Genomic DNA, 23170 nt, shown 5'->3' with positions numbered 1-23170 from the left:
CAGCACTCAGCACTCAGCACTCAGCACTCAGCACTCAGCACTCAGCACTCAGCACTCAGCACTTTTTACTTATTTTGCTCAAAATGCATGTGGATGGTTTTTGCCTTTTCACCGTTTTTAGCGACTGCGGTCATTACGTAGTCGATTAATTCGTCGGTGAAAGGTATTCGTAGGTGGAAGGTGCCATCTGGCTTGAGCTTAAGTGACTGACCACCAATTGTTACTGTTGAACCAGGTTCGGTTGCACCGTGAATAATTAATTCAGCATCTGCTTCAAACCAAAATTCTTGGAAAGGACGACTGAAAACCCGAACTATATGCGACCTTGCAATTGACAACCAGTGGTTGTCATTTTTAAGGTAGCCAATTTCTGCCATATAGTCGCGGTCGCTGCCAGGTATTGCAACAAAACGGTCATTGATTGTTTCTTCACATTCATACTGTTGTACCAACTGGGGAGTTTGATAACTTAAATCAGTATCAGTTGTGTCGTATAACCGTAATGCTAATTGTTCGGCGCCTTCTTTGCGCTTGGCTTGTTTGTCTTGTTCGGTTATGTTCCAAGCAACATATGCCCATTTGGGTGTACGCGTGGTAAAGGTGATGTGGCTTGTTGTAGCGCTACTTACTGGAGCAGTAACTTCATCTGTAGTTGGTGTTGTAGGGGTTGCATCCGCAACTGGTGTTTGAGATATGACATTTTCATCAATTTTCTGACCGTGATTATAATTGCCTGCAACAAACGCTGCACCTGCAACAGCGGCGCCGCCAGCCAAAACCACTGGGTTTATATTTAAATCAGGTGTTGATGTTGACTCAGTATTTGTCGTGATAGTATCAGTTTGTGGTTGTTCAACGGGTTGAGGGTCGATAATTTGAGCTTGGGTTGACTCAGTATCGTTGTCGCTATTTAAATCGGTATCTACAACCTCCGCTTCCAATATTTCGTCTTCAGAAGCTTCAACGGAACTAAGAATGTTGTCAGTAACATTACTTGATTCTATGATGTTTTCTTGGTTAGAATCATTGCTTTCTTGTGCAGTAGAACCTGAAGATAAGAACCCAGAGCCAACTACGGCGCCTCCTGTAATTGCTGCACCAGTAGCTCCTATGTTACCAAGCCAGTTTGAGTCACTTTGAGGTGTTACTTCGGAAGTATCTTCAACATCTATTACTTGTTCGGTTGAAGTAGGTTGTACCAAGTCAGGTTGAACTACCTCCGCAGTACCAATATCAACAGTAGGTTGTACCAAGTCAGGTTGAATGACTGACTGTGTAGCAAGTTCAATATTTGGCTGTACTAAGTTTGGCTGAACTATTTCACCAGTATTTATATCAACAGTGGGTTGTACCAGGTTTGGTTGAATTACTTCGGCAGTACCAATATCAACAGTGGGTTGTACCAAGTCAGGTAGGACGACTGAGTGTGTACCAACTTCAATATTTGGTTGTACCAAGTCAGGTTGAACTACTTCGGGAATATTTACAGATGCTGCTAAATCTTGTTCACCACTATCAACTACTATTTCGTTGGTTTGGTTTGTTTCGTTTGTAGGTTCGTCGTTGTTGTCTCTATTTGCAAATTGCGACCACAACCCGGCGCCAACTGCTGCTGTACCTCCCGCAAGTGCTGCACCTCCTGCAAGCGTACTTTGAGACGTTGAGCGAATATTATCTAACCAACTTGAGCCAGTAGGTGTTTCTTGAGAATCATCTGGCGATACATTTGGTGACTGCTGGGTTGCAGTTGTTTCTTCTACAAACGGGGTTGGGTTGGCTTGAGGATAATTTAACGATACAGGGTCTGCCTCTATATATATAGTCTCGATAACTTCGGAACTATCTACAGCACCAATTTCTACATCTGGCTGTTGTGAAGCTATTTCTACTTCGGGAACCGAGGTTACTTCTGCTGTTTCTCCCTGTAAAGAGTTATTTTCCGGTACATCTTGATTATCATTATCGTGTTGATCACGATTAGCAAATTGCGACCATAATGCGGCGCCTCCAGCTACTGCTGCCCCACCCTTAAGTGCATCGTTGCCAGCAGAGGAAATCTTGTCAAGCCAATTCGAGCTAATTTGAGTTTCTTCTTGCTCTGCATCTTCCCATACATCGGGCAATGGGTTGAGATTTTGTTGTTGATTTGGTTGTTGTAAAACTGTTGCTTCGGCAGGTTCTTCTGATTGTATATTGACTATTTCGGTATTATCTGATGCAGTTAATTCAGGTTGTACTGTTGCATCTGTTGGTTGACTCGGTTCATTGTTGCTAGCAAATCGTGACCATAAACCGGCGCCTGCAACTGCACCCCCTGCTATTGCAGCTCCACTTGCTGGGTTCAGATTATCCAGCCAGTTTGAGTTGCTTTGTGGCACTGCGTTTTCTGGGTTAGGCAGTTCAACATCAATAACAGGTTCTGTTGTTGATAGTGGTGTTGATTGTATATCTAATGGTGGTTGTGGAATTTCGGAATGTACAGGCATTACAACTGCTGCTGGTTCCGTATCTACCTCACTGTTGGCATAAGTTTGTGGTTCAGGAGTATTAATTGAAGGTTCTTCGATGTTGCCACCTGCCAAACGAGGCCATAAGCCAATTCCAGTTGCTGCTCCTGCTAATGCGGCGCCACCTGCAAGATTAGCTGCGTTCGATGGGTTTGTATTGGTATTTTCTGGTGTATTATTTGTACTATCAGATAATATTGCACTAGCTTGCGGTGTAGGTGATAGGTTGACGTTACTATCAGAGGCGCCAGCTATTGGTAATGTTGAAGCTCCTTCGAGTGCTTCGGAACGTTTGTTACCTTTTCCTAGTAACCACCATAAAATACCACCACCTAGTGCAGCTAGTGGTAATAATATCCACCAGGGAAAGCCTCCAGTTTGTGTTGGTTCGGATGCTACTTGTGTATTGTTTTGAACTGTCGCAACAGAAGTCGCGGCGCCTGGGGTAGAAGTAGTGTCGTCTGTCTGTAATGGGGCAGCTGTTTGATTTGTAGTCGTTTCAGGTGTGGAAGTTACGGAGGGAGTGGGAGTTGCCGCAGCAGTTGTGGCGCCAGATACTGTAGATGCAACACTTTGTGCAACAGCAGCAGCTTCTGCACTTCTTGCTGTTTCCACTGCTTTGGTGCCAGGTTCAGCAGTTGCAAAACCCAAAAAACCAGCGACAGAAGGACTTGGATTTTTCTTGTATACGTAAACTAAAGGCTGAGAAAATGGATATTTAGGGTCATTAGGTAAAGTTTGATGTAGAGGAAGCACACGTAAACCAGGCACTTTTGAAACTTGATTCGCGATTACATAGCCAATACCATCATTTCCTAATTGCTTAACCAGTTCTGCGGAGTCATCTGCACTTAATTGAGTCGCATTTGAACCTGTGGCAAATTTTCCGTCTTTGAATGCGGGATAGTTGCGGAAAGCTTCGCGAGTATCGCTGTTATTTGGACGGTCGATAAACCGAATTTTACCTGGTTTTCCGTCAAGTTGTGACCAATTAGTTATTTCACCTCGGAATATTTTTGCAAACTGTTGGTTTGTTATATTACCTTTGAAAGGATTTTTTTCACCTACAACAATCGCTATTTTTTCACGTCGTAAGCGTTTTTGCTCTAAACCTTTTGCTTCTTCTGCGGGTGTCAATCCACGACCGATAGCAGCCAAATCTATTTTGCCATCAGCTAGAGATGTTAGTGCTGCATCGGTTCCTGATGTTGCAAGTTCGACTTTGGCGCCATTAAATTGTTGCTCAAAGCTTTGCTTCAGGCTTTCATTAATTCGAGCCATACTACTCGAACCATCTATCCTGACTATAGTATTAGCACTCACACTATTCGGTAAAGGGAATGTTGGTTCTTTGGTTGCTTGTTGTGCTACTGCAAACTGAGACATCAGCAAAGTTGCTGCTATCGGGGTAGATGCAAGTGCCAGCAACAAAGCCAAACAGACTATAGGACTATACTTTTGTTGTTTTTGCCACATATGCCGCTGATCATGGTAAAGGTTATGGAAAGCAAGGCAGTTATAATCACGCTCTGACATGTGCTGCTCTGAAGACGCGCTAATTATACATCGTTATTATGTTGCTCTTAAGTTTCAGTAGATACTTATGCCAGCCTATACTTCGTCTTAACTTTACCTCTTTTTAAAGAGATATAAATATAGTGTTTATCTTTTTTTACTATTTACAAAACCCTTATTAGAAGAAGCTCTCAAGGTATTTTTACTAAAACTGGTTTCTATTTCAACAATAAATTTTTCATACCACTGTTACGTGAAAGGCAGATAGCCCCGAAGTCAAAGCATTAATTCCAAAAAGAATTAATGCTTTGACGGTATTTATATCGGGGTGGAATGCCGAGAATCCAGTTTTAACTGGATTCGCTATTTTAGCAATTTAACTTGAGTGATGCGGGTCATTAATATAGTTCATTATTACTGTACTTGATACCTTCCCGGTTGTGTCATAAAAATAGGCATGTGTCCAGAGGCTTGGGAGTCGTAACAAGTGTGGATATTCGCGTCTTAAGTAGCAACTTGACCTACCTTTAAAAGCCTTAACCATTTGATTTATTGCTACATCTGGAGGATGTTCAACAAGCAAATGAACGTGGTCGGGTGCTATCTCCATCGCTTTAATTATCCACCCATTCTCGTTCGCAACTTCTGTCAATATTTCCGCAAGCCTTATCTTAACACCTTCTATTAGTACTTTCTTTCTACGTTTCGGTATCCAAACTAAATGTACGGTTGCGCTACCAACTGAGTGATTATTGTGTCTATAATTTCTGTCCATATATTTTATCAAACTTGTTGACAAACTGATTCTATCTACTCTATTATAGTTGATAGATAAAACAAGTCAACACTAAGGAGGTGATTAGATATGGCTAAGAAGACGAGAACACCGTCATTTGTCACTGAGTTTGAGTTATTGGTTAACAGTCAAGCAGAGAAGGAGCTAGATGCAAGATTTCAAGCTGGCAGGCAGTTATATAACGCAGTGCTTGGTGAAGCAATGGCGAGAGTGCAAAATGTACGCAATTCTGAGCCATATCAAGAAGCCAAAAAAATCAAGGTCAAAACTGAGGATGATAAAAAGCGGAAGAATGAGTTATTTTCTCAAGCTAGAAAACAATCACGCTTTTCTGACTTTGAACTGCAAGACTTTGCTACTTTAGCTGCCAAGAGTTCTAAGTGGATGTGGGAGAAACTAGATAGCCACACAATCCAAAAGATAGGAACACGCGCATTCAAAGCTGTTGAGAAAGTATTGTACGGTAAGGCTAGAAAAGTTAGGTTTAAGTTGTTTAGCTCTTTTCATTCGATAGAGGGTAAAACCAACACACAAAGCATTAAATTTTTTGGTGGTACTGATTGCTGTATCAAATGGGGTAAAGATTTAACTTTGCCTATCCGCTTTCCTGATAAATGGAATGAAGTACTTGAATATGGGTATCGTTCACCAGTTAAGTATTGCCGCATTTTGTGGCGAGAAATAAATGGTAAGCGTCGTTGGTATGTACAGCTTATTAACGAAGGTATACCCTACAAAGAAACTCCAGCATATAAACTGCACAACAAAGTTAATTCTAATACTGGATTAGTCGGTATTGATTTAAATGTTAGTAATGTAGCTGTAGTTGGTGACAACAAAGCTGGTTTATTCCCATTTGCAGAGAACGTCCCAACGTTTGAGCAAGAAATCAAAACCTTACAGCGTCAGATGGAGCGGTCGCGTCGTGCAACTAATCCAGAAAACTACGAACCAGATTTTGAGAAAAAAGTTGGACGTAGCAATAGACGTAAAAAAGGTAAAGTTAAAAAGGGTTCTCGCCGTTGGAAACAAAGTAATGCATATAGAAAATATGCAAGTAAAAAGCGAGAACTAGAGCGCCGTAAAGCCGCTTATTCTAAGTCTCAAAATAGAGGGTTAGCTAATAAAGTAGTACGCGAATTTGGCGTAAATATTAAAGCTGAGAATGTCTCAGTACGTGGTTGGCAGAAAAGATATGGTAAAGCAATATCTGCCAAATCACCCAGTTTTTTTCAATCTGAATTAGCACGCAAGGCTGAAAGTGCTGGCGGGCAATTCACAACATTTTCTACTCGAAAAACAGCGTTATCTCAAACACATCTTGATGGTACTCGTATCAAAAAATCTCTATCAGAAAGAGTACATAAAGATGTCTCAGGTTTTGAGATGCACCGCGATTTATTCTCCGCATATTTGAGTAGACATGTCAATGATAACTCGGAACTCAACGTGTCTCAAGCTCATAGAGATTGGGAAAGGACGGAGCCGTTCTTAACACAGGCGTGGAGTGAGTTTAAAATGGCGAGTGCGAGGACTAGTTCTAATCCCGGTGGTGTCATTTCCCCCGTAGAGCCAAACTGTGTAAAGACTGAACAGCCTAACCAGATAGCTTGTAAAAAGGGCGAAAAGTTAGGAAAAAGTGGGGTTAGCAACAGCCCTGCGGTTCAGCCAGAATCCCCGTCTCTTTAGAGCAGGGAGTCGGCTCAAGCTTCTCAAATTTATAAACTCTATTCGTACATATATATAAAATCACGTAGGGTGTGTGACGCCATTAACAATTTTGAACGAAGCGCGATAACTGGTAGCGTCACGCACCATTCTTAATATCATCATGTATCAGCAAACGCCTTCAATTCAATAGCATCGTGGCTGCAAAACATACGCACCTTACTAGTAGTATCAAGTGATAACGCGCGTAACCGTTCTTGATTATGGCGCCTAGCTTTGCGGTCTACCTCCATAACCCATTGGTAAGCGCGCAAACCAGGTGTACAGTTTGGTTTGGAAGTCCCCATTTCATCGCGATAAAAGTAAGCATCACCCGCATGTAGAAGCCAACCTTCAGGTGTTTCAATAGCAATGCCAGCATGACCGCGCGTGTGACCAACAAGGGGGATAAGCAAAATTTCAGATGGAAGTCCGTCAAGGTCGCGTACAGCTTCAAAGCCAAACCAGGGCGTACCCTTTGCCGAATAAAATTTCCAATGTTTAACTTCGTCCCACTGACCAGGGCGATAGCGTTGTGACGAGATGAAACCACTACGTTCTTGTGCTGCCTCAATTTCAGCCTGCATAACATGCACCGTCGCTTTTGGAAAATCTTCTAACCCTCCTGCATGGTCGAAGTCTAAGTGAGTAAGCACAATATGACGTACATCCGAAGCGCTAAAACCGAGTTTTTCAATAGCCACGCGCGCTGTGTATTTTTCTTCAAATTGGATACGATTTAAATTCATGAAAAACGGGCTGAGTCGTGATAAGGGTGCCTTAACATCGCGCTCACCAAAACCAGTATCAATGAGAACAAGTCCTTGATTAGTTTCGACAAGCAGGCAGTGACAAACAAGGCAAGCTGTTAACCCACGACTAAAACCATCGAACAAGGCGCCGCCAATTGGGCACATACAACCACAATTAAGATGATGAACACGCATAAAAAATACCCCCCGTTGTACACAATCTCTCTTAAAGATGAAACGATAAGGAAAATCACCATACCTAGGGGTGAAAAAATTTGGCGCCTTTATTCCACCACCTGACCCAAAACAGGAAAATTACGCAATATTCTCTGATGCTCGCAACGCTGCGTACTGTACACTTACTTCTTACTAGAGCTTCTGTACTAATTAATTTATTAGATACATCTGGTTACTTCATATCTTGCACCTACACCCGCGCGTGGGTGGGACTATACGAACAAAGCCTGCCGGGAGCAGGCTAAAAAGCTTTATTATTCGTGTTATTGATCAAATTTAATGTTTATTAAATACAAAAATAAATATTAATACGTAGACACAAGATGTGAGTTACATCGAACGTAACTAAGAAGCATAAGTACTTGGCGATTGTCTGTATTTTCTCGACCTAAATTAATAAGGCATTGTTTGCAATGTTAATTTACAACGTGTCTATGAATGCAGTTATCTTAGTGGTCATCTTAATATGTCGTTCGCGATGGCGAATTCAGTTAACGCGCGTTTACTAGGGTGATGGAAGCCTAAAATAATATCGGTTTTGTGAATCTGGAGATATAAGATAATATGCTGCACTCGTTTTTTGCCATCCCAGCCGCAGCGCTGCCACAGGTATTGGTCGCGTTGTTCGTCTAAAATTAGGCGCTCACTAATTCTAGTATCTGTGGTGTTAATTATTATTCGGTGCGTGACGCTACAAGTCTTGTAATTATGTTGATGTTTTTGGTAGCGTCACGCACCCTACGATTTTATTATATAAGTTTACATGATTTTACATATTTTTTGTTTGAAAAATGCTAAAATGTGTCTCGGAATTTTGGTTTTAATAATTATCTATAATAACAGTTTTTAAGTAAAATTTAGTTCATGGGAATTGCATCATTGATTACAACTTGACTTTTTGGAAATATCAGTTTTGAGACAACTTTACAAAAATATTTATGAGCAAAATATAGACAGTAAAAACATAACTATATTAGGTGCTTCGGAGAGAACGCATGGTAGCCCTCACAGAGAACGTTCAACGTCGGCTAACTGTACAAACAGTTGAAATTGCTCCAAATATTACGGCAATTCGTTCGCTTGATTGGGACCGCGACCGCTTTGACATTGAGTTCGGTCTGCAAAACGGTACGACTTATAACTCGTATCTAATCAAGGGCGATAGAATTACCTTGGTGGACACTTCACACGTTAAGTTCCGTGATTTATATCTAGAAACGCTAAAGAAGCTTGTTAACCCTAAAGCAATTGACTATATTATCGTCAGCCACACTGAACCTGACCATAGCGGTTTGGTGGAAGACGTTCTCCAGTTGGCGCCGCGCGCTACGGTGCTAGCATCGAAAGTTGCGCTACAGTTTTTGGATAATTTAGTCCATGACCCTTTCAGTAAGAGAATTGTTAAATCTGGAGACCGTGTAGATTTGGGTTCGGGGCACGAAATTGAGTTCATATCAGCTCCTAATTTACACTGGCCTGATACTATCTTCAGTTTTGACCACAAAACCAAAACGCTATTTACATGTGATGCATTTGGGATGCACTACTGTAGCGATGATACATTTGATGTAGATTTGGAAGCGATTGAACCCGACTTCCGTTTCTACTACGATTGTTTGATGGGTCCAAACGCGCGCTCATTGTTGAACGCAATGAAGAAAATGAGCGAGCTTGGAGAAATCAAAATTATCGCTAATGGACACGGGCCGCTACTTTACCACCACCTCGACTTTTTGAAGGAAAGATACCACAATTGGAGCCAAGTCCAAGCTAAAGCTGATACCACCGTTGGTTTATTTTTTGTCGGTGGCTATGGCTATAGTGATAAACTTGGTCACGCAATTTCCCACGGTCTTCTCAAAACGGGTGTTGGTGTAGAAGCTCTTGACTTAAGCACTGCTGATGTTCAAGAAATTCAAGGACTTGCTGGACGGGCAGCAGGTATAGTAATTGGTATGCCTCCTAGTACAAGTGTGTCAGCCCAAGCTGGTATTAGTTCACTCTTGGCAGTAGCTAAAGAGAAGCAATTTGTTGGTTTCTTTGAATCCTTTGGTGGTGATGATGAACCAATTGATTCGTTGCGGAGACAGTTTACTGAACAAGGTATTAAAGAAGCTTTTCCTGCAATTAAAATCAAAGAAACACCAAGTCCTGCAACTTACCAGCTTTGTGAAGAAGCGGGTATTGATATTGGACAGATGTTAGTTCGTGACCGTAACATCAAGCAAGTCAAATCGCTTGATGTGAATATGGAAAAAGCCCTTGGTCGCATCAGCAACGGCTTGTATATTATTACTAGTCAAAAACACGGAGTGAAGAGCGCAATGCTCGCGTCGTGGGTTGCACAGGCGAGCTTACAACCATTAGGTTTCACCGTTGCAGTTGCAAAAGACCGCGCGATTGAGTCTTTCATGCAAGTTGGTGACAAAATTGTCCTCAACGTTTTGGAAGAAGGTAACTACAAAGAATTAAAAAGACACTTCCTCAAACGTTTACATCCAGGCGCCGACAGATTCGCTGATGTCAAAACTCAGACAGCGAAAAATGGTTGTCCAATTTTAACTGATGCATTGGCGTATATCGAGTGTGAAATTGCTGACAGTATGGAATGCAGCGACCACTGGATTATGTATTGCTCCGTTAAAGAAGGTCGCGTCGCGAAACAAGAAGCTGTTACCGCAGTTCGCCACCGCAAAGTTGGAAATTATTACTAAGAGTAATGAGTGCTGAGTGCTGAGTGCTGAGTAGTAACTCACAACTCTTAACTTAACTCAGCACTCAGCACTTTCCACTCAGCACTTTTTCGTTACTCAGCACTTTCCACTCAGCACTTTTTTATCTCACCCTTCACATAAACTATGAGCGAAAATCCTCGTGACGTGCAAGTGTTGCCAATTGCAACAGACACTACAGTATTACGCGCGCGCAGTTGGACACGGCAACGTTTTGAAATTGAATATGCGCTTTCTAGGGGCACAACGGTAAATTCATTTGTGATTCAAGGTGATAAAGTTGCCATTATTGACCCACCTCCTGAAACTTTTACTGAAGTATATAAGGAAGCTATTAAGCGGTGTTTGGAGTTAAATCACTTTGATTATGTAATCATTGGTCACTTTAGCCCTAACCGTATTGCTACCCTACGGGCATTACTCGAAATTTGCCCTGATTTAACTTTTGTGACATCAGTTCCAGGCGCCGCATATCTAAAAGCAGCATTTACTAACCCTAATTTAAAAGTTTTGGCGATGCGAGGCAAGGAAAACCTCGATTTGGGTAAGGGTCACGTATTAAAATTTATACCAATTCCTAGTCCAAGATGGCCTGAAGGACTTTGCACTTACGACCAGCAAACTCAAATTCTTTATACCGACAAACTATTTAGCGCACACGTTTGTGGTGATGAAATCTTTGATGAAGATTGGGGCAAGTTTAAGGAAGACCAACGCTATTATTACGATAGTGTGATGGCGCCGAATGCAAGTCACATTAAACCAGCACTCGAAAAGATTTCTGATTACCAAGTCAGGATGTTAGCTTGTGGACATGGGCCTTTGGTGCGTTACGGCTTGATGGAACTGGTAAAATCTTATGAAGAGTGGAGCCGTTCGCAAGCTGACCGCGAAATCAAAGTAGCATTGTTGTATGCTTCTGCTTATGGAAATACAGCGACTTTAGCACAAGCAATTGCATTGGGGTTAACAAAGGGTGGTGTTGCTGTTGAACTGATAAACTGCGAATTTAGCGAACCTGAAGCTATAAAAGACGCAGTGCAAAAATCGGAAGGATTTATTATTGGTTCTCCCACTATTGGTGGTCATGCTCCCACACCTATTCATACAGCCCTTGGTACAGTGTTATCTGTTGGTGATACCAATAAACTTGCAGGTGTTTTCGGTTCCTATGGTTGGAGTGGTGAAGCTTTCGACTTAATTGAAGGTAAACTTAAAGAAGCAGGATTTAAATTTGGGTTTGAAACGATACGCGCAAGATTCAAGCCATCCGATAAAGTACTGAAAGAATGTGAAGAAGCAGCTACCGACTTTGCTCAAACTTTGAGACGCGCGCGTAAAATGCGCCTACCCCAACCTGCCGCTAGTCCAGTGGAACAAGCAGTTGGTCGCATCGTGGGTTCAGTATGCGTTCTTACAGCAAAACAAGGTGAAGTTTCAACCGCGATGATGGGCGCCTGGGTATCCCAAGCAACATTTAACCCACCCGGTTTGACTGTAGCCATAGCCAAAGACCGCGCGATAGAGTCTCTATTACATTCTGGAAATAAATTTGTTTTAAACATCTTGGCAGAAAACAACTACCAAGAATATATGAAACACTTCCGTAAAAACTTTGCACCTGGAGAAGAACGCTTTGCAGGTTTTGAAACAACAACAGCTGAAAACGGGTGTACAGTTTTAGGAGATGCCATTGCGTACTTAGAGTGCAGCGTCAATAAACGGATGGAATGTGGAGACCACTGGGTAATATACGCAACCGTAGATAATGGCGCCGTTATGCAGCCAAACGCCGTCACTGCAGTCCACCACCGCAAATCAGGAAATCATTATTAAACACGTAGGTTAGGCGTCTCGCCTGACTTAAATATACCACCGAAACCTTGGACACAGACCAAAATGTGGTTCATATCCAACGTTTTAGTGGTATATTTATAGCCTATCGAAGGTGTTTTTATTGCCGTATATTTTGTTCGCGTAGTAGCGCATCCATCCAAGCTGCATCACTTTTACTCAACGGCGGCACAGGTTCTTGATTATAATCAATCACTAAATCATAACCATATACGTCATAAACATTATTTAATAAAGATTGTAAATCTAAAACAGGTTCAGTATCTCCCGCGCGTAAAGGAAGAGAAAAGGAAGGAATTACATCAGGTAAATTAAAAGCATACAAATCAGCATTCGGGCGGTTATTGCCACGACAAACTAAAATACGATAACAAGAATAAGTATTATTATCAACTATAGGCATTGGGTTGCCTTTACGTAGTAAGTCAATTTCAACCAAGTTAGTGCGACTAGCTAAAACTTGCGCGCGTTTCTCTTCATACATATTTCGTCCTTTACCCATGCGTTTATTACTGGGTGAAAGAACTTCTATAGTAGTAATTAATACTTCTGTTCCAACTTCTCGAACTTGCAAATATCCTTCTTTTACAGCTACAGCCATAGGAATCTTGACTTTTACAGGTTGAGAAGTAGGTGTAGCAACAGCTACATTTGTGGTGTTAGATGAGTTTGAATCTTGAGTTTGACGACTTTTAACTGTAACATCAGGGATACCGACAACTAAAGAACTATCATCTGTAGTTTCATACATTCTTACTTCAACAGCAACACGGTATTTAGGACGCAGTTTAGGCGATAAAAAGCGAGCAATTTCGCTGATTAAATAGTGATGTACACCTGGAAACAACTCCGAATGCTCTAAGTAAGGATTCATTCCTGAAAAAGGTGAAGGCATATAAGGTACTCAAACTACCTGCTTTTTATCTTAATCGTTTTGGCGAGCATGTGGTGTTAACGAGCGGCACCTATCAATTAATGTCTTGCATAGACTCACCGAGATTAAAATTTGTAAGTAGATTTGGATTTATTAAAAGGTTATTTTTTGTGGAACCGAGTATATTTGTTCTTTATCGCTTATATAGCTATAGCGTTTCTTAGCCAAGTGAATTTAGATTTAACTTAATAATAATGTAACATAGTATACCATTTGTGGGATAGACACAACTCCTGAAACCCTTATTCTCTCGTTCTATCCCACAAATCACTCTCTGTATATGGGTTTGGCGCCTGTGTTTCACGGAGTTATTGCTAAGAATTATCAATTATTTAAGACAAATTTGCTATCCCACAAAAAACTGCTGTAGAATTACTACAGGGTAAGACTTTCAAAGCCTAGCCTTTAAACTTCTTAGGAAGTTGAATTAATGGAAACCGTCATGCCACCACTGCCTCCTTGATCGTAATCCGCTTCTTTAAACTTCTTAGGAAGTTGAATTAATGGAAACTTTTTGACTCTGTTAGGGCGAGCAATGGAATTAGCTTTAAACTTCTTAGGAAGTTGAATTAATGGAAACAAAAGGATGTGGCCATCCACAATCCTGTAAAAACGACTTTAAACTTCTTAGGAAGTTGAATTAATGGAAACAAGTTAGTTGCTGCTCCCTCATCACTTCTTATGATCTTTAAACTTCTTAGGAAGTTGAATTAATGGAAACCCTCAGTAGAGGAAGGATTGTTTTTTTGGTTTTGTTTGTCTTTAAACTTCTTAGGAAGTTGAATTAATGGAAACCAATTATGGAACTCCAAAACAACAACTGCAAACACTCTTTAAACTTCTTAGGAAGTTGAATTAATGGAAACTGATGGTAAGCGTACCTGAAATAATAGCTGCTTTCAGGTCTTTAAACTTCTTAGGAAGTTGAATTAATGGAAACAGTGCTGGAAGGCTCTTTGACCTTCTATCATAAAGCTTTAAACTTCTTAGGAAGTTGAATTAATGGAAACAAGTTGCTTTTTGGTTTTGCGCCTATAAAAGATGTAAAAACTTTAAACTTCTTAGGAAGTTGAATTAATGGAAACTCTTGCGCGTATTTAGCGTTATCTTCAGCAGCTTTTTGCTTTAAACTTCTTAGGAAGTTGAATTAATGGAAACTGACCAAAACAGCAACACATGCAGCTGCGGATTGGACGTTACTTTAAACTTCTTAGGAAGTTGAATTAATGGAAACTGGTTAGGTGTTTGCAAGCAAAAAACAAAAATGCCATCCTTTAAACTTCTTAGGAAGTTGAATTAATGGAAACATAATACCGCACTTAAAAACCATTCCTTAAGAGAAATCTTTAAACTTCTTAGGAAGTTGAATTAATGGAAACTATTACAATCACCTGTTCCGTTTCCATTATTAGGTCTTTAAACTTCTTAGGAAGTTGAATTAATGGAAACTGTAACGACCTAAGGAGGTCATTATCAGAAGAAAAACTTTAAACTTCTTAGGAAGTTGAATTAATGGAAACTTCCTTAAAATTTAATTTGTAGTTGTATGCGAAAAAAAGGGTCGCGGATAGTATCTACGACCTTTTTTGATATATTTTTAATCATTCGTGCTGTCCGAGGCGCCGTTTTTGATTTAAACTACTCCTTGACAAATCCAAGCACCCCAATAAAAAGGGTGTTGAAGTGGTTTATATTCATCTGAACTATCGATTATAGTTTCTGGTGATAATTCCTCAACACTTAATAATTCTTTTAATGTTTCTACACCAGGCGCCGATTTACGTAATTCTTCAACTGTTATGTTACGAATATAGTCTTGAGCATTGCGTAACGCTTGTGTATACTCCATGCATAATTCCAAATTATCAAAAAATCGCTCCATCAATAAAGCAGTAGCTCTATCTGGTACTTTCCATAAACTCATTATTAGTACTTTTGTGCCTGCAATTGCAAACGCGCGTCGCAAACCAAACACACCCTCACCAATTTTAATGTCTCCTCTTGCTGTGTCACACGCTGACAAGACGGTAATTTCGTTTCCCCATAAATTTAAACCTGCTATATCCTGGGCAAAAAGGATTCCTTTACCAGCTTTGGGTGGTAAATCACCACCGGAAAACCAAATGTTGGCGCCTGCAAACGCGAGAGCAGAGCGTAACATTGGGTTAGTTAGTTTTATATGTGTAGATGGTTGATATTCTGAGTCAGGAATAAATAATCCGTGGGTAGCGATAAGCATAACACGCGGACAATCGTTTGTTGTCAAACGGGTTTCTACTGCTTCTGCATCAGTATATACTCTTGCCTCTGGTAACTTTTTGGCTATGCTTTCTCCTAGTAATTTAGTGCCAATTTCCCGTTCTAGATGTATTTTCCCTAATCTGGCGCCAAATTCATTCAGTTGATTATTATTCTTAGATGTATTATTAGTCACGCTTGATAAATCAAAATCAGGGTCAGCAAGTATTAATGGTGGACTTGCATCTACTTTTACTGTTTTGAGTTTCTGCGCGCGTGTTATATCTCGTCCCACACTTAAATAGCTGATGTTGTATTTGTCTATTAAAAACTGTGTACCCGTGTCATCGCTGGGTAATGTCTGGAATGGCAGCAAATTTAAATCACTGTCTGGAGCAATAATTAAGTGCTGGTAGTTTTGAACTAAAGTTTGGATAGGTTGCCAAAGCGCTTGATAAAGTTTAATTGCAATCGCGCGGTTATAGGGTTTTATTGGTAGCTCTATTTCTACATCTGTATCCCATCCTAGGGTAGCTGTACCTTTACTAGGGTCGGAAGCAATAGTGCGGAATTGGGTAATTAATTCGTCAATTATTGAAGCTTCTCCTAAATCTACTATTTGTACGGCATCGGGTTGATTTGCTGATAATATAAATGCTATATAGCGCGCGCTTTGCCATTGAGGTTCTCTCGAAGCTCGAATTGCTTGGAAATCAAAGTTATCAAATCGGACAAATTCGATGAGAACTGAGTTACTAGGTAATGCAGATGCAACTGTATGGGAGTTAATAGGAGACTGAGATAGTTGAACTTCTGGGACTTGCGCTGATAACTGTTTTTGCAAGATGTTATATTTTGCTTGCAGTTGTGTGAGGTTTTGTTGGTGTGCGACTGAGTTACCTAGTTGAGGTGCTGTAAAAGTTAGATGGATAATTTGGTTACTTAAGTCGCTGAGTTGATGGAATTTTTCTGTAAGGTGTGGATAGCGCGCGTTTACAAGTGCTTGGTTTTGAGCAGCAAGTGCTGATAGGGTTAATGCTTTGCGTTTGAGTACAAAATTGAATGCTGCTTGCTTTGCACTTGGGGAATTAGTAAGATAGCTATTTACTAGGGAAAGGAATAAGTCAAATTTAACTCTGATTTTTTCAATTAAGGCAAGACGGTCATTTTCTGAACTAAAGGCAAATATATTGTTAATTAATTTATCATGGATTTCGCTGGCTTGGATGCGACATGATAAAGCTTCCACAGGACGTTGAGTAGCTGTGAGTAAAGTGGCAAGGTTATTTAAGCTAAATGCTACATCTGGATGATTCTCTCCTAATAATCTTACTCTTATGGATAAAGCTGCTCTATAACATTCCTCAGTTTCTGGATATCTCCCTTGTGAAAAGTATATGTCAGCAAGGTTATTTAGAGTGTTGGCTATATCTGGATGTTCTCCCAATAATTCTTTTCGGATGTCTAATGCTTGTAGATGTATTGTTTCTGCTTCTGAGTAGCGATGCATGTCACAATATAAAGCAGCTAAATTATTCATTGCACTAGCTACTAGTGGATGTTTGTTACCAAATTGGCTTCTGGCAATTAGTAAAGCTTCCAATAATAATGGTTCTGATTCAGTGTATTTATATTGGTGATTGTATAATACTGCTATATTATTCAGAATGGCGCCAACAGTTGGGTGTATATCTCCCAGTAGCTTTTTACTCAAGTTATAAGCTTCAAAATATAATCCTTCAGCTTCTTGGTAACGTCCTTGTAACCGATAAACATCTGCTATTTTATAATAACTATCTGCAATGTCGGGATGTTCGGATATTTCATTATATATATGTCTCTGAATTGCCAATGCTTCTAAGTACTTTTGTTCGGCATCCGCAAATAGTCCTTGCTCTTGATAAATGCGTCCCAGATGGTTTATGCTATCTGCGACATCGGGATGGTTTTTGCCTAGCAATTTTTCATATATGGATAATGCTTGTATTAACTTATTTTCAGCGTCTTTATATTTTCCTTGATATGTATCAAGCACAGCAAAGTTATGTAAGCATAAAGCAATATCGATATGTTCGGCGCCTAATAAGCTTTTCCTGATAGTATAACTTTGGCTGTATATTTGCTCTGCTTCTCTGTAACGTCCTTGTTGCACATAAATATTTCCTAAACTGCTGAGACTTTGTGCGACTTCTAGATGTGAGTCTCCAAATATAGCTTTTCGTAACTTTAAAGCAGTAACTTGTGTTCTCTCAGCATCAGCGTAACGTCCCAGATTTTTATAGGTATTTGCCAGGTTATTTAATGTTATCGCAACATGAGGGTGTTCGGCGCCGAGTTTGTTTCTACATATTTCCAACGCTTTTGAATAATTTGCTTCCGCATCATAAAAGCGTCCTTGCGAATTATACAGCGCAGCTAAATTATTAAAACTCGTAGCAATATCCTGATGCTGATCATTAAACCCACTTTCCCGTATTGCTAATGCTTGTAAGTGCATTTGTTCTGCTTGGGAATACTTAGCTTGGTTTTCATAAACTGTACCCAGATTATCTAGACTTTGAGCAATACTTGGATGTAAGTTATTAAAAAGGCGCCTACGCATTGCCAAAGCTTGTAGATGTATTTGTTCTGCATCAATATATTTGGCTTGTTCGCGGTAAGCTTCAGCGATATTATTTAAGCTAGTGGCAATTTCTTCGTCTTCATCACCGAAATTAAGTTTCCAAATATCCAAAGCTGTAAAAAACAGCTTTAATGCTTCTGAATATAGTCCTTGGTTGACGTAAATTACAGCAAGATTATTCAAAGACTGTGCAACATCAGGATGGTCGTCTTCCAACAACCTTTTTCTCATATCCAAAACTTCTCTACACAAAGGTTTTGCCTTTACATAGCTTCCTTGCATTTGATATAAGACTGCAAGGTTATTTAAACTATCTGCTAAAACCTTGTGTTCGCTAAGATGTTCCCGTGCCAATTTTACAGACTCTTGGGCAACGAGTACAGCATCTTCTAAGGCGCCTTGTTCAAACAGAGTAAAAACAGTTCGATTCAGGTGATTTACTTCATCTATTATATACGAGGTATCTTCCATAATATGTAGCATAGGCGTCTCGCCTGTGCAGTGAAGTTTATTATTTTTACCACAGAGGACACAGAGAAAGAAGTATTTTATTTGAAAATCCCCCCAACCACCCTTATTAAGGGGGGCTAAAACCTTTTCTTTTCCCCCCTTATTAAGGGGGGTAAGGGGGGATTAAACCAAGAATCACGTATTAAATATAACTTAGAAAACATCCTCTTAAATATCTTTTGCTCCTAACTCTGTGTACTCTGCGTCTCTGTGGTAAATAGATATATAAATGATGGCACCCTCTTCCTTCGTGTCCTTTGTGCCTTTGTGGTTTATTCCTTCTACCCACCACTATATTTACTCTATAATATTGTATTCAGTATATAAAACTTTACAATCTGGGCGTTGATTAATGTAGTTTAGCAACTGTGAAAGATGATTTTCATCCAATGTTAAAGGATTGTTATCAACTGAAGGTAGCCACTCTAATGATGGGACATCTGGAGTTATAACTGCGAGTATATACTCCTTTCCCGGTTTACCCGTTATCTTTAACGAGGTCATAGGTGAACCTTTTTGTGGAAGAGTAGTTATCCCCGTTTCTAGTTTCGGTTGTTGTGCAAAACGCGAAGGACAAAAACAACAAGCTTCTCCTGATGAACCTTTTTGTACTAATAACAAGTAACCCGGAGTTTCAAAATTAACTTTAACTTGAATACGACTACCAATAGGTACTCTTGTTTCATATTCATTATCCTCCCAACTCCAAGTGAGGGTATTTTGTTTCGCTAAGACTACCCCCATTTTTGTTGTGAAGGAACCCAATGCTGTGATTTCCAGCCAAAGTTGCTCAAAAGGTGATATTTTTGGAATATCATCTTCATCTGAATATGGTTCTGCTACATCTTTCCAATCTAAATTAAGAAATGTACAAATTTCAATAAATGTCTTGCGGTCAACAGGTTTTCTGGTAAAAAAACGACTTACTGTTGAAGCAGCAAGACCAACCTGTTCGCTAAAAACTTGCCTACTTTCGTTTCGCTGATTTAACGCGCGCTGTGCTAAATTTATACCTGCTTCTGATGCAACTAGTGAACGAGGTGACATAAGCAAGGTGGAAATTAAGGGTGATTATTTAAATTAATATCTAAAGTCGTATGCATCTGTCAACAACTCGTATCTGAACTCATATGCTGACCTGCAAAAATTAGATTAAACAAATATTTCACCAACGTTCACCAACTTCTATGCTCACCATAGAGAACCTTCTTGCTGCATGGTTTCAAGTCCGTGCAGGTAGTCGTAATGCTGGAGTGGATGGAGTTACGCTCGATTTATTTGCCGAGTCTGCAAATTCGGAGTTGGAGTCCATTCTATACCAATTATTACACGAATCATATCGCGCGAGTCCTGCGAAGGGGTTTTATCTAGCCAAGAAAAACGGTGGTAAGCGATTAATTGGTATTCCGACTGTACGGGATAGAATTGTGCAGCGTTTATTACTTGAAGAACTGTATTTTCCACTAGAGGATACTTTTCTTGATTGTAGTTACGCTTATCGTCCGGGAAGGAATATTCAGCAAGCGGTACAGCATTTGTATGGGTACTACCAGGTACAACCGAAGTGGGTTATTAAAGCTGACATCGCGGATTTTTTTGACAATCTTTGTTTTGCTTTATTGTTTAATATGTTGGAGGAATTACAGCTTGAACCAATTATACTTCGACTCCTTGAAGCACAACTAAAGTCAGGTATTGTTATTGCTGGAGAACGTGTTTATCCCGGTAAAGGCGTACTACAAGGTGGTGTACTTTCCGGCGCCTTAGCTAATTTATACCTCACAGATTTTGATCGAAAATGTCTTCAGCAGGGGATTAATTTAGTACGGTACGGGGATGATTTTGCGATTGCTTGTAGCAGTTTTGATGAAGCAAATCGGGTTTTGGACAAAGTTAATACTTGGTTGGGGAAGGTTTATTTACACCTGCAACTAGAGAAGACACAAATTTATGCTCCTGATGATGAGTTTGTTTTTCTAGGATATCGGTTTGCCAAAGGTCATGTATATGCACCACCCCCACCTCCACCTGTACGCGCGGGGGAATGGGTGACAAACCAGTCGGGTCATCAATATTTTCGACCCAAACAACGCAAGCTCAACTTTGAATCTCGGCCTCCCAAGCATTGCTCCCCTGGCAAACCCAGTAATTTACCACAAGCACCAATTTCACATCTTTGGCAGGATTCTATGTCTACATTATACGTAACTGACCAAGGCGCCTATTTGAGCGTCAAAAGCCAACAGTTCCAAGTGTACTATCAGGGACAACTGCGAATTAAAGTACCAGCGAGTCGGGTGAGTAATATAGTTTTATTTGGTTGTTGTAATGTATCACATGGCGCCGTTTCTTTTGCATTACGCGCGCGGGTTCCGATACTGTATCTATCACAAAAAGGTAGATACTTTGGATACACAGGAACACAAGGAGATGCAAAAGTAGAGTATTTAATGCAGCAAGTAAAATGCTGTGAAAACCCTGTATTTACCCGTCAACAAGCAGAAGCAATAGTTACAGCTAAACTACATAATTCCCGCATATTGCTAATGCGGTTAAACCGTCGTCGGGAAACAGAAATTGCCACCCAAGCAATAGATTTTATAGAAGTGCTAATCGACAGTTTACCCCAAGCTGAAAGTATGGACGCACTACGAGGATATGAAGGAAAAGCAGCGACTATCTACTTTCAAGCACTGGGTTCTTTATTTACAGGATTCTTCGCTTTTGATAAAAGAACCAAACGTCCACCCACCGACCCAATCAATAGTTTAATGAGTTTGGGTTATACCTTATTAAGTCAGCAAGTATTTTCCTTTGTTCAAGCAGCAGGACTACATACTCATTTTGGTAACTTACACGTACCGCGCGATAATCATCCAGCATTAGTATCGGACTTAATGGAAGAATTCCGCGCGCAAATCGTAGATTCGTTTGTTGCCTATTTGGTAAACAAGAAAATTCTTGACCCAGAAGATTTTACTTCCCCTGATGAACGTGGAGGTGTATATCTACAAGCAACTGCGCTGAAAAAATATCTCAAACATTGGGAGGAAAAATTACAAACCGAGACAACACATCCACACACAGGTCATAAAGTAGCATATCGTCGTTGTATAGAATTACAAGTGCGCGAATATATTGCTTGTTTGACAGGTGAAGTTCAAGTGTATCGTCCAATGACATGGAAACTGTAGCGTAGTATACTATTTGTGGGATAGACACAAAGCCTGAAACCCTGATTCTCTCGTTCTATCCCACAAATCACTGTCTGTGTATAGCTTTGTCGCCTGTGCTTCACAAATTTATTGCTAAGAATTATCAACTATTTGGAGAAATTTTCGTATCCCACAAAAAAGTGCTGTAGAATCATTACAGGGCAAGACTTTCAAAGCCTAGCCTTTAAACTTCTTTTGAAGTTGAATTAATGGAAACCTTCAGTGGTATGCCGTTTTGAGATTGCAATTTGATCTTTAAACTTCTTTTGAAGTTGAATTAATGGAAACTCTTACACTAACCCTGTTAAGATCACTGCTACTTGTTACACTTTAAACTTCTTTTGAAGTTGAATTAATGGAAACATTATCACAATCCCGAATATCACTGATGAAACCACCTTCTTTAAACTTCTTTTGAAGTTGAATTAATGGAAACAATCTCAGAACGTCAACACCAAACCCTATTTGAATGTCTTTAAACTTCTTTTGAAGTTGAATTAATGGAAACCAAACTCAATTGCAGCTGCGTTTGCACTTGGACTTCTTTAAACTTCTTTTGAAGTTGAATTAATGGAAACAATATGCTTAAGGGTCTTGCTGGTTTCCACTAATATAGCCTTTAAACTTCTTTTGAAGTTGAATTAATGGAAACCTTGCTAGCCTGCAAGCCCAAACAACCAATTCCAGTAACGCTTTAAACTTCTTTTGAAGTTGAATTAATGGAAACTTATCTTGTGCGCCTCCAATAACCTTATTAGTGTTATTGCTTTAAACTTCTTTTGAAGTTGAATTAATGGAAACCTCAGGTTTTCCATTTCCAGTGTTGATAACAACTCCCTGGACTTTAAACTTCTTTTGAAGTTGAATTAATGGAAACCTTGACCAAATTAATGCAGCAAGATATGCAATAATATCTTTAAACTTCTTTTGAAGTTGAATTAATGGAAACCCGGATTGTTTCTCCGTTACTAAATGGCAAATTTGTCTTTAAACTTCTTTTGAAGTTGAATTAATGGAAACCGATATGCACGAAGATTATCATATCCTGAAAAAACTGCTCTTTAAACTTCTTTTGAAGTTGAATTAATGGAAACAAGATGTACGCCTTTGCCCATCGTTTAGCATCCTGCTGACTTTAAACTTCTTTTGAAGTTAAACTAATGGAAACTATAATCTTCTTATAAAACAATCCTAAGAGTAGAGCAGGCATCCCAATACTGCTCGGTTAAGGATTTTGTGCGACAATTCCGGATATGTAGAGACGCGCAAGCGAAGCTTCTCCGCAGGAAAATTTACCTTCGGTACACTCCGTGAACGCGTCTCTACAAGGTTTTGGGTTTATTAGATTTTCTTAACCGAGCAGTATTGGCTTGGCTCCTACCTTAAGAAGTAAAAAAATAAATAAAAAATTAATATAACTACAAAAATTATTACTCCAAAAATTGTAAGTCTCGGACACTAACTTTGGTTATAATGAGAAGAGTGAAATTTTTATCTAAAAAAATAAAATTCATAAAATAAAACCATTGTCAAGGACTAGATAAATTTAA

General features: G+C 39.8%; 11 protein-coding genes and 2 CRISPR repeat arrays. Of the genes, 4 read left to right on the top strand and 7 right to left on the bottom strand.

Annotation, left to right across the window (positions count from 1 at the left end; translation table 11 throughout):
- Positions 1-65: 65 nt before the first annotated feature.
- Positions 66-4043, bottom strand: a complete 3978-nt coding sequence (locus AC2JBO_RS12755; RefSeq protein ID WP_496954029.1) for a substrate-binding domain-containing protein — start codon at positions 4041-4043, stop codon at positions 66-68.
- A gap of 355 nt (positions 4044-4398) precedes the next feature.
- Positions 4399-4797 (bottom strand): IS200/IS605 family transposase, encoded by a 399-nt coding sequence (tnpA, locus tag AC2JBO_RS12750; RefSeq protein ID WP_496954028.1) that lies wholly within the window; start codon positions 4795-4797, stop codon positions 4399-4401.
- Between the two features lie 90 nt (positions 4798-4887).
- Here tnpA and AC2JBO_RS12745 point away from each other — a divergent pair, with 90 nt between their 5' ends.
- A complete protein-coding gene (locus tag AC2JBO_RS12745) occupies positions 4888-6507 on the top strand; it encodes a nuclease/transposase family protein (protein ID WP_496954027.1) in 1620 nt (539 codons plus the stop codon).
- Positions 6508-6647: 140 nt separating this feature from the next.
- Here AC2JBO_RS12745 and AC2JBO_RS12740 read toward each other — a convergent pair whose 3' ends face one another.
- The gene (locus tag AC2JBO_RS12740) at positions 6648-7472 is read right to left on the bottom strand and encodes an MBL fold metallo-hydrolase (protein WP_496954026.1); all 825 of its coding nucleotides are present in this window, start codon (positions 7470-7472) and stop codon (positions 6648-6650) included.
- Positions 7473-7970: 498 nt separating this feature from the next.
- Positions 7971-8189, bottom strand: coding sequence for an element excision factor XisI family protein (locus AC2JBO_RS12735; protein WP_496954030.1), 219 nt, complete (start codon positions 8187-8189; stop codon positions 7971-7973).
- 320 nt (positions 8190-8509) lie between these two features.
- On the opposite strand from AC2JBO_RS12735, the gene AC2JBO_RS12730 reads away from it, so the two are divergent.
- Together AC2JBO_RS12730 and AC2JBO_RS12725 are read left to right on the top strand one after the other, a co-directional pair.
- A complete protein-coding gene (locus AC2JBO_RS12730) occupies positions 8510-10228 on the top strand; it encodes a diflavin flavoprotein (protein WP_496954025.1) in 1719 nt (572 codons plus the stop codon).
- Positions 10229-10372: 144 nt separating this feature from the next.
- The gene (locus tag AC2JBO_RS12725) at positions 10373-12082 is read left to right on the top strand and encodes a flavin reductase (RefSeq protein WP_496954024.1); all 1710 of its coding nucleotides are present in this window, start codon (positions 10373-10375) and stop codon (positions 12080-12082) included.
- A gap of 118 nt (positions 12083-12200) precedes the next feature.
- Here AC2JBO_RS12725 and AC2JBO_RS12720 read toward each other — a convergent pair whose 3' ends face one another.
- The 3 genes from AC2JBO_RS12720 to AC2JBO_RS12710 all read right to left on the bottom strand — a co-directional run bounded on the left by AC2JBO_RS12720 (position 12201) and on the right by AC2JBO_RS12710 (position 19452).
- A complete protein-coding gene (locus tag AC2JBO_RS12720) occupies positions 12201-12995 on the bottom strand; it encodes a DUF4058 family protein (protein ID WP_496954023.1) in 795 nt (264 codons plus the stop codon).
- Between the two features lie 442 nt (positions 12996-13437).
- Positions 13438-14554: a CRISPR direct-repeat array (repeat unit 35 nt; unit sequence CTTTAAACTTCTTAGGAAGTTGAATTAATGGAAAC).
- A 113-nt stretch (positions 14555-14667) separates the two neighbouring features.
- Positions 14668-18378 carry a tetratricopeptide repeat protein gene (locus AC2JBO_RS12715; protein ID WP_496954022.1) on the bottom strand — a complete coding sequence of 1237 codons (3711 nt, stop codon included), beginning with the start codon at positions 18376-18378 and terminating at the stop codon, positions 14668-14670.
- A 324-nt stretch (positions 18379-18702) separates the two neighbouring features.
- Positions 18703-19452, bottom strand: a complete 750-nt coding sequence (locus AC2JBO_RS12710) for a DUF4384 domain-containing protein (protein ID WP_496954021.1) — start codon at positions 19450-19452, stop codon at positions 18703-18705.
- Between the two features lie 140 nt (positions 19453-19592).
- On the opposite strand from AC2JBO_RS12710, the gene cas1 reads away from it, so the two are divergent.
- Positions 19593-21599 carry a CRISPR-associated endonuclease Cas1 gene (gene cas1, locus AC2JBO_RS12705; protein ID WP_496954020.1) on the top strand — a complete coding sequence of 669 codons (2007 nt, stop codon included), beginning with the start codon at positions 19593-19595 and terminating at the stop codon, positions 21597-21599.
- Positions 21600-21802: 203 nt separating this feature from the next.
- Positions 21803-22788: a CRISPR direct-repeat array (repeat unit 35 nt; unit sequence CTTTAAACTTCTTTTGAAGTTGAATTAATGGAAAC).
- Positions 22789-23170: the final 382 nt, after the last annotated feature.

Source organism: Calothrix sp. CBUCES-K 9914 (genome assembly GCF_059640475.1).
The sequence above is the reverse complement of the archived record's forward strand: the minus strand, read 5'-3'. Positions and strand labels throughout refer to the sequence as shown.

Coding starts and splice junctions, on each gene's coding strand:
- AC2JBO_RS12755 (WP_496954029.1), bottom strand. CDS start 4,043: ATGTCAGAGCGTGATTATAACTGCCTTGCTTTCCATAACCTTTACCAT.
- tnpA (WP_496954028.1), bottom strand. CDS start 4,797: ATGGACAGAAATTATAGACACAATAATCACTCAGTTGGTAGCGCAACC.
- AC2JBO_RS12745 (WP_496954027.1), top strand. CDS start 4,888: ATGGCTAAGAAGACGAGAACACCGTCATTTGTCACTGAGTTTGAGTTA.
- AC2JBO_RS12740 (WP_496954026.1), bottom strand. CDS start 7,472: ATGCGTGTTCATCATCTTAATTGTGGTTGTATGTGCCCAATTGGCGGC.
- AC2JBO_RS12730 (WP_496954025.1), top strand. CDS start 8,510: ATGGTAGCCCTCACAGAGAACGTTCAACGTCGGCTAACTGTACAAACA.
- AC2JBO_RS12725 (WP_496954024.1), top strand. CDS start 10,373: ATGAGCGAAAATCCTCGTGACGTGCAAGTGTTGCCAATTGCAACAGAC.
- AC2JBO_RS12720 (WP_496954023.1), bottom strand. CDS start 12,995: ATGCCTTCACCTTTTTCAGGAATGAATCCTTACTTAGAGCATTCGGAG.
- AC2JBO_RS12715 (WP_496954022.1), bottom strand. CDS start 18,378: ATGCTACATATTATGGAAGATACCTCGTATATAATAGATGAAGTAAAT.
- AC2JBO_RS12710 (WP_496954021.1), bottom strand. CDS start 19,452: ATGTCACCTCGTTCACTAGTTGCATCAGAAGCAGGTATAAATTTAGCA.
- cas1 (WP_496954020.1), top strand. CDS start 19,593: ATGCTCACCATAGAGAACCTTCTTGCTGCATGGTTTCAAGTCCGTGCA.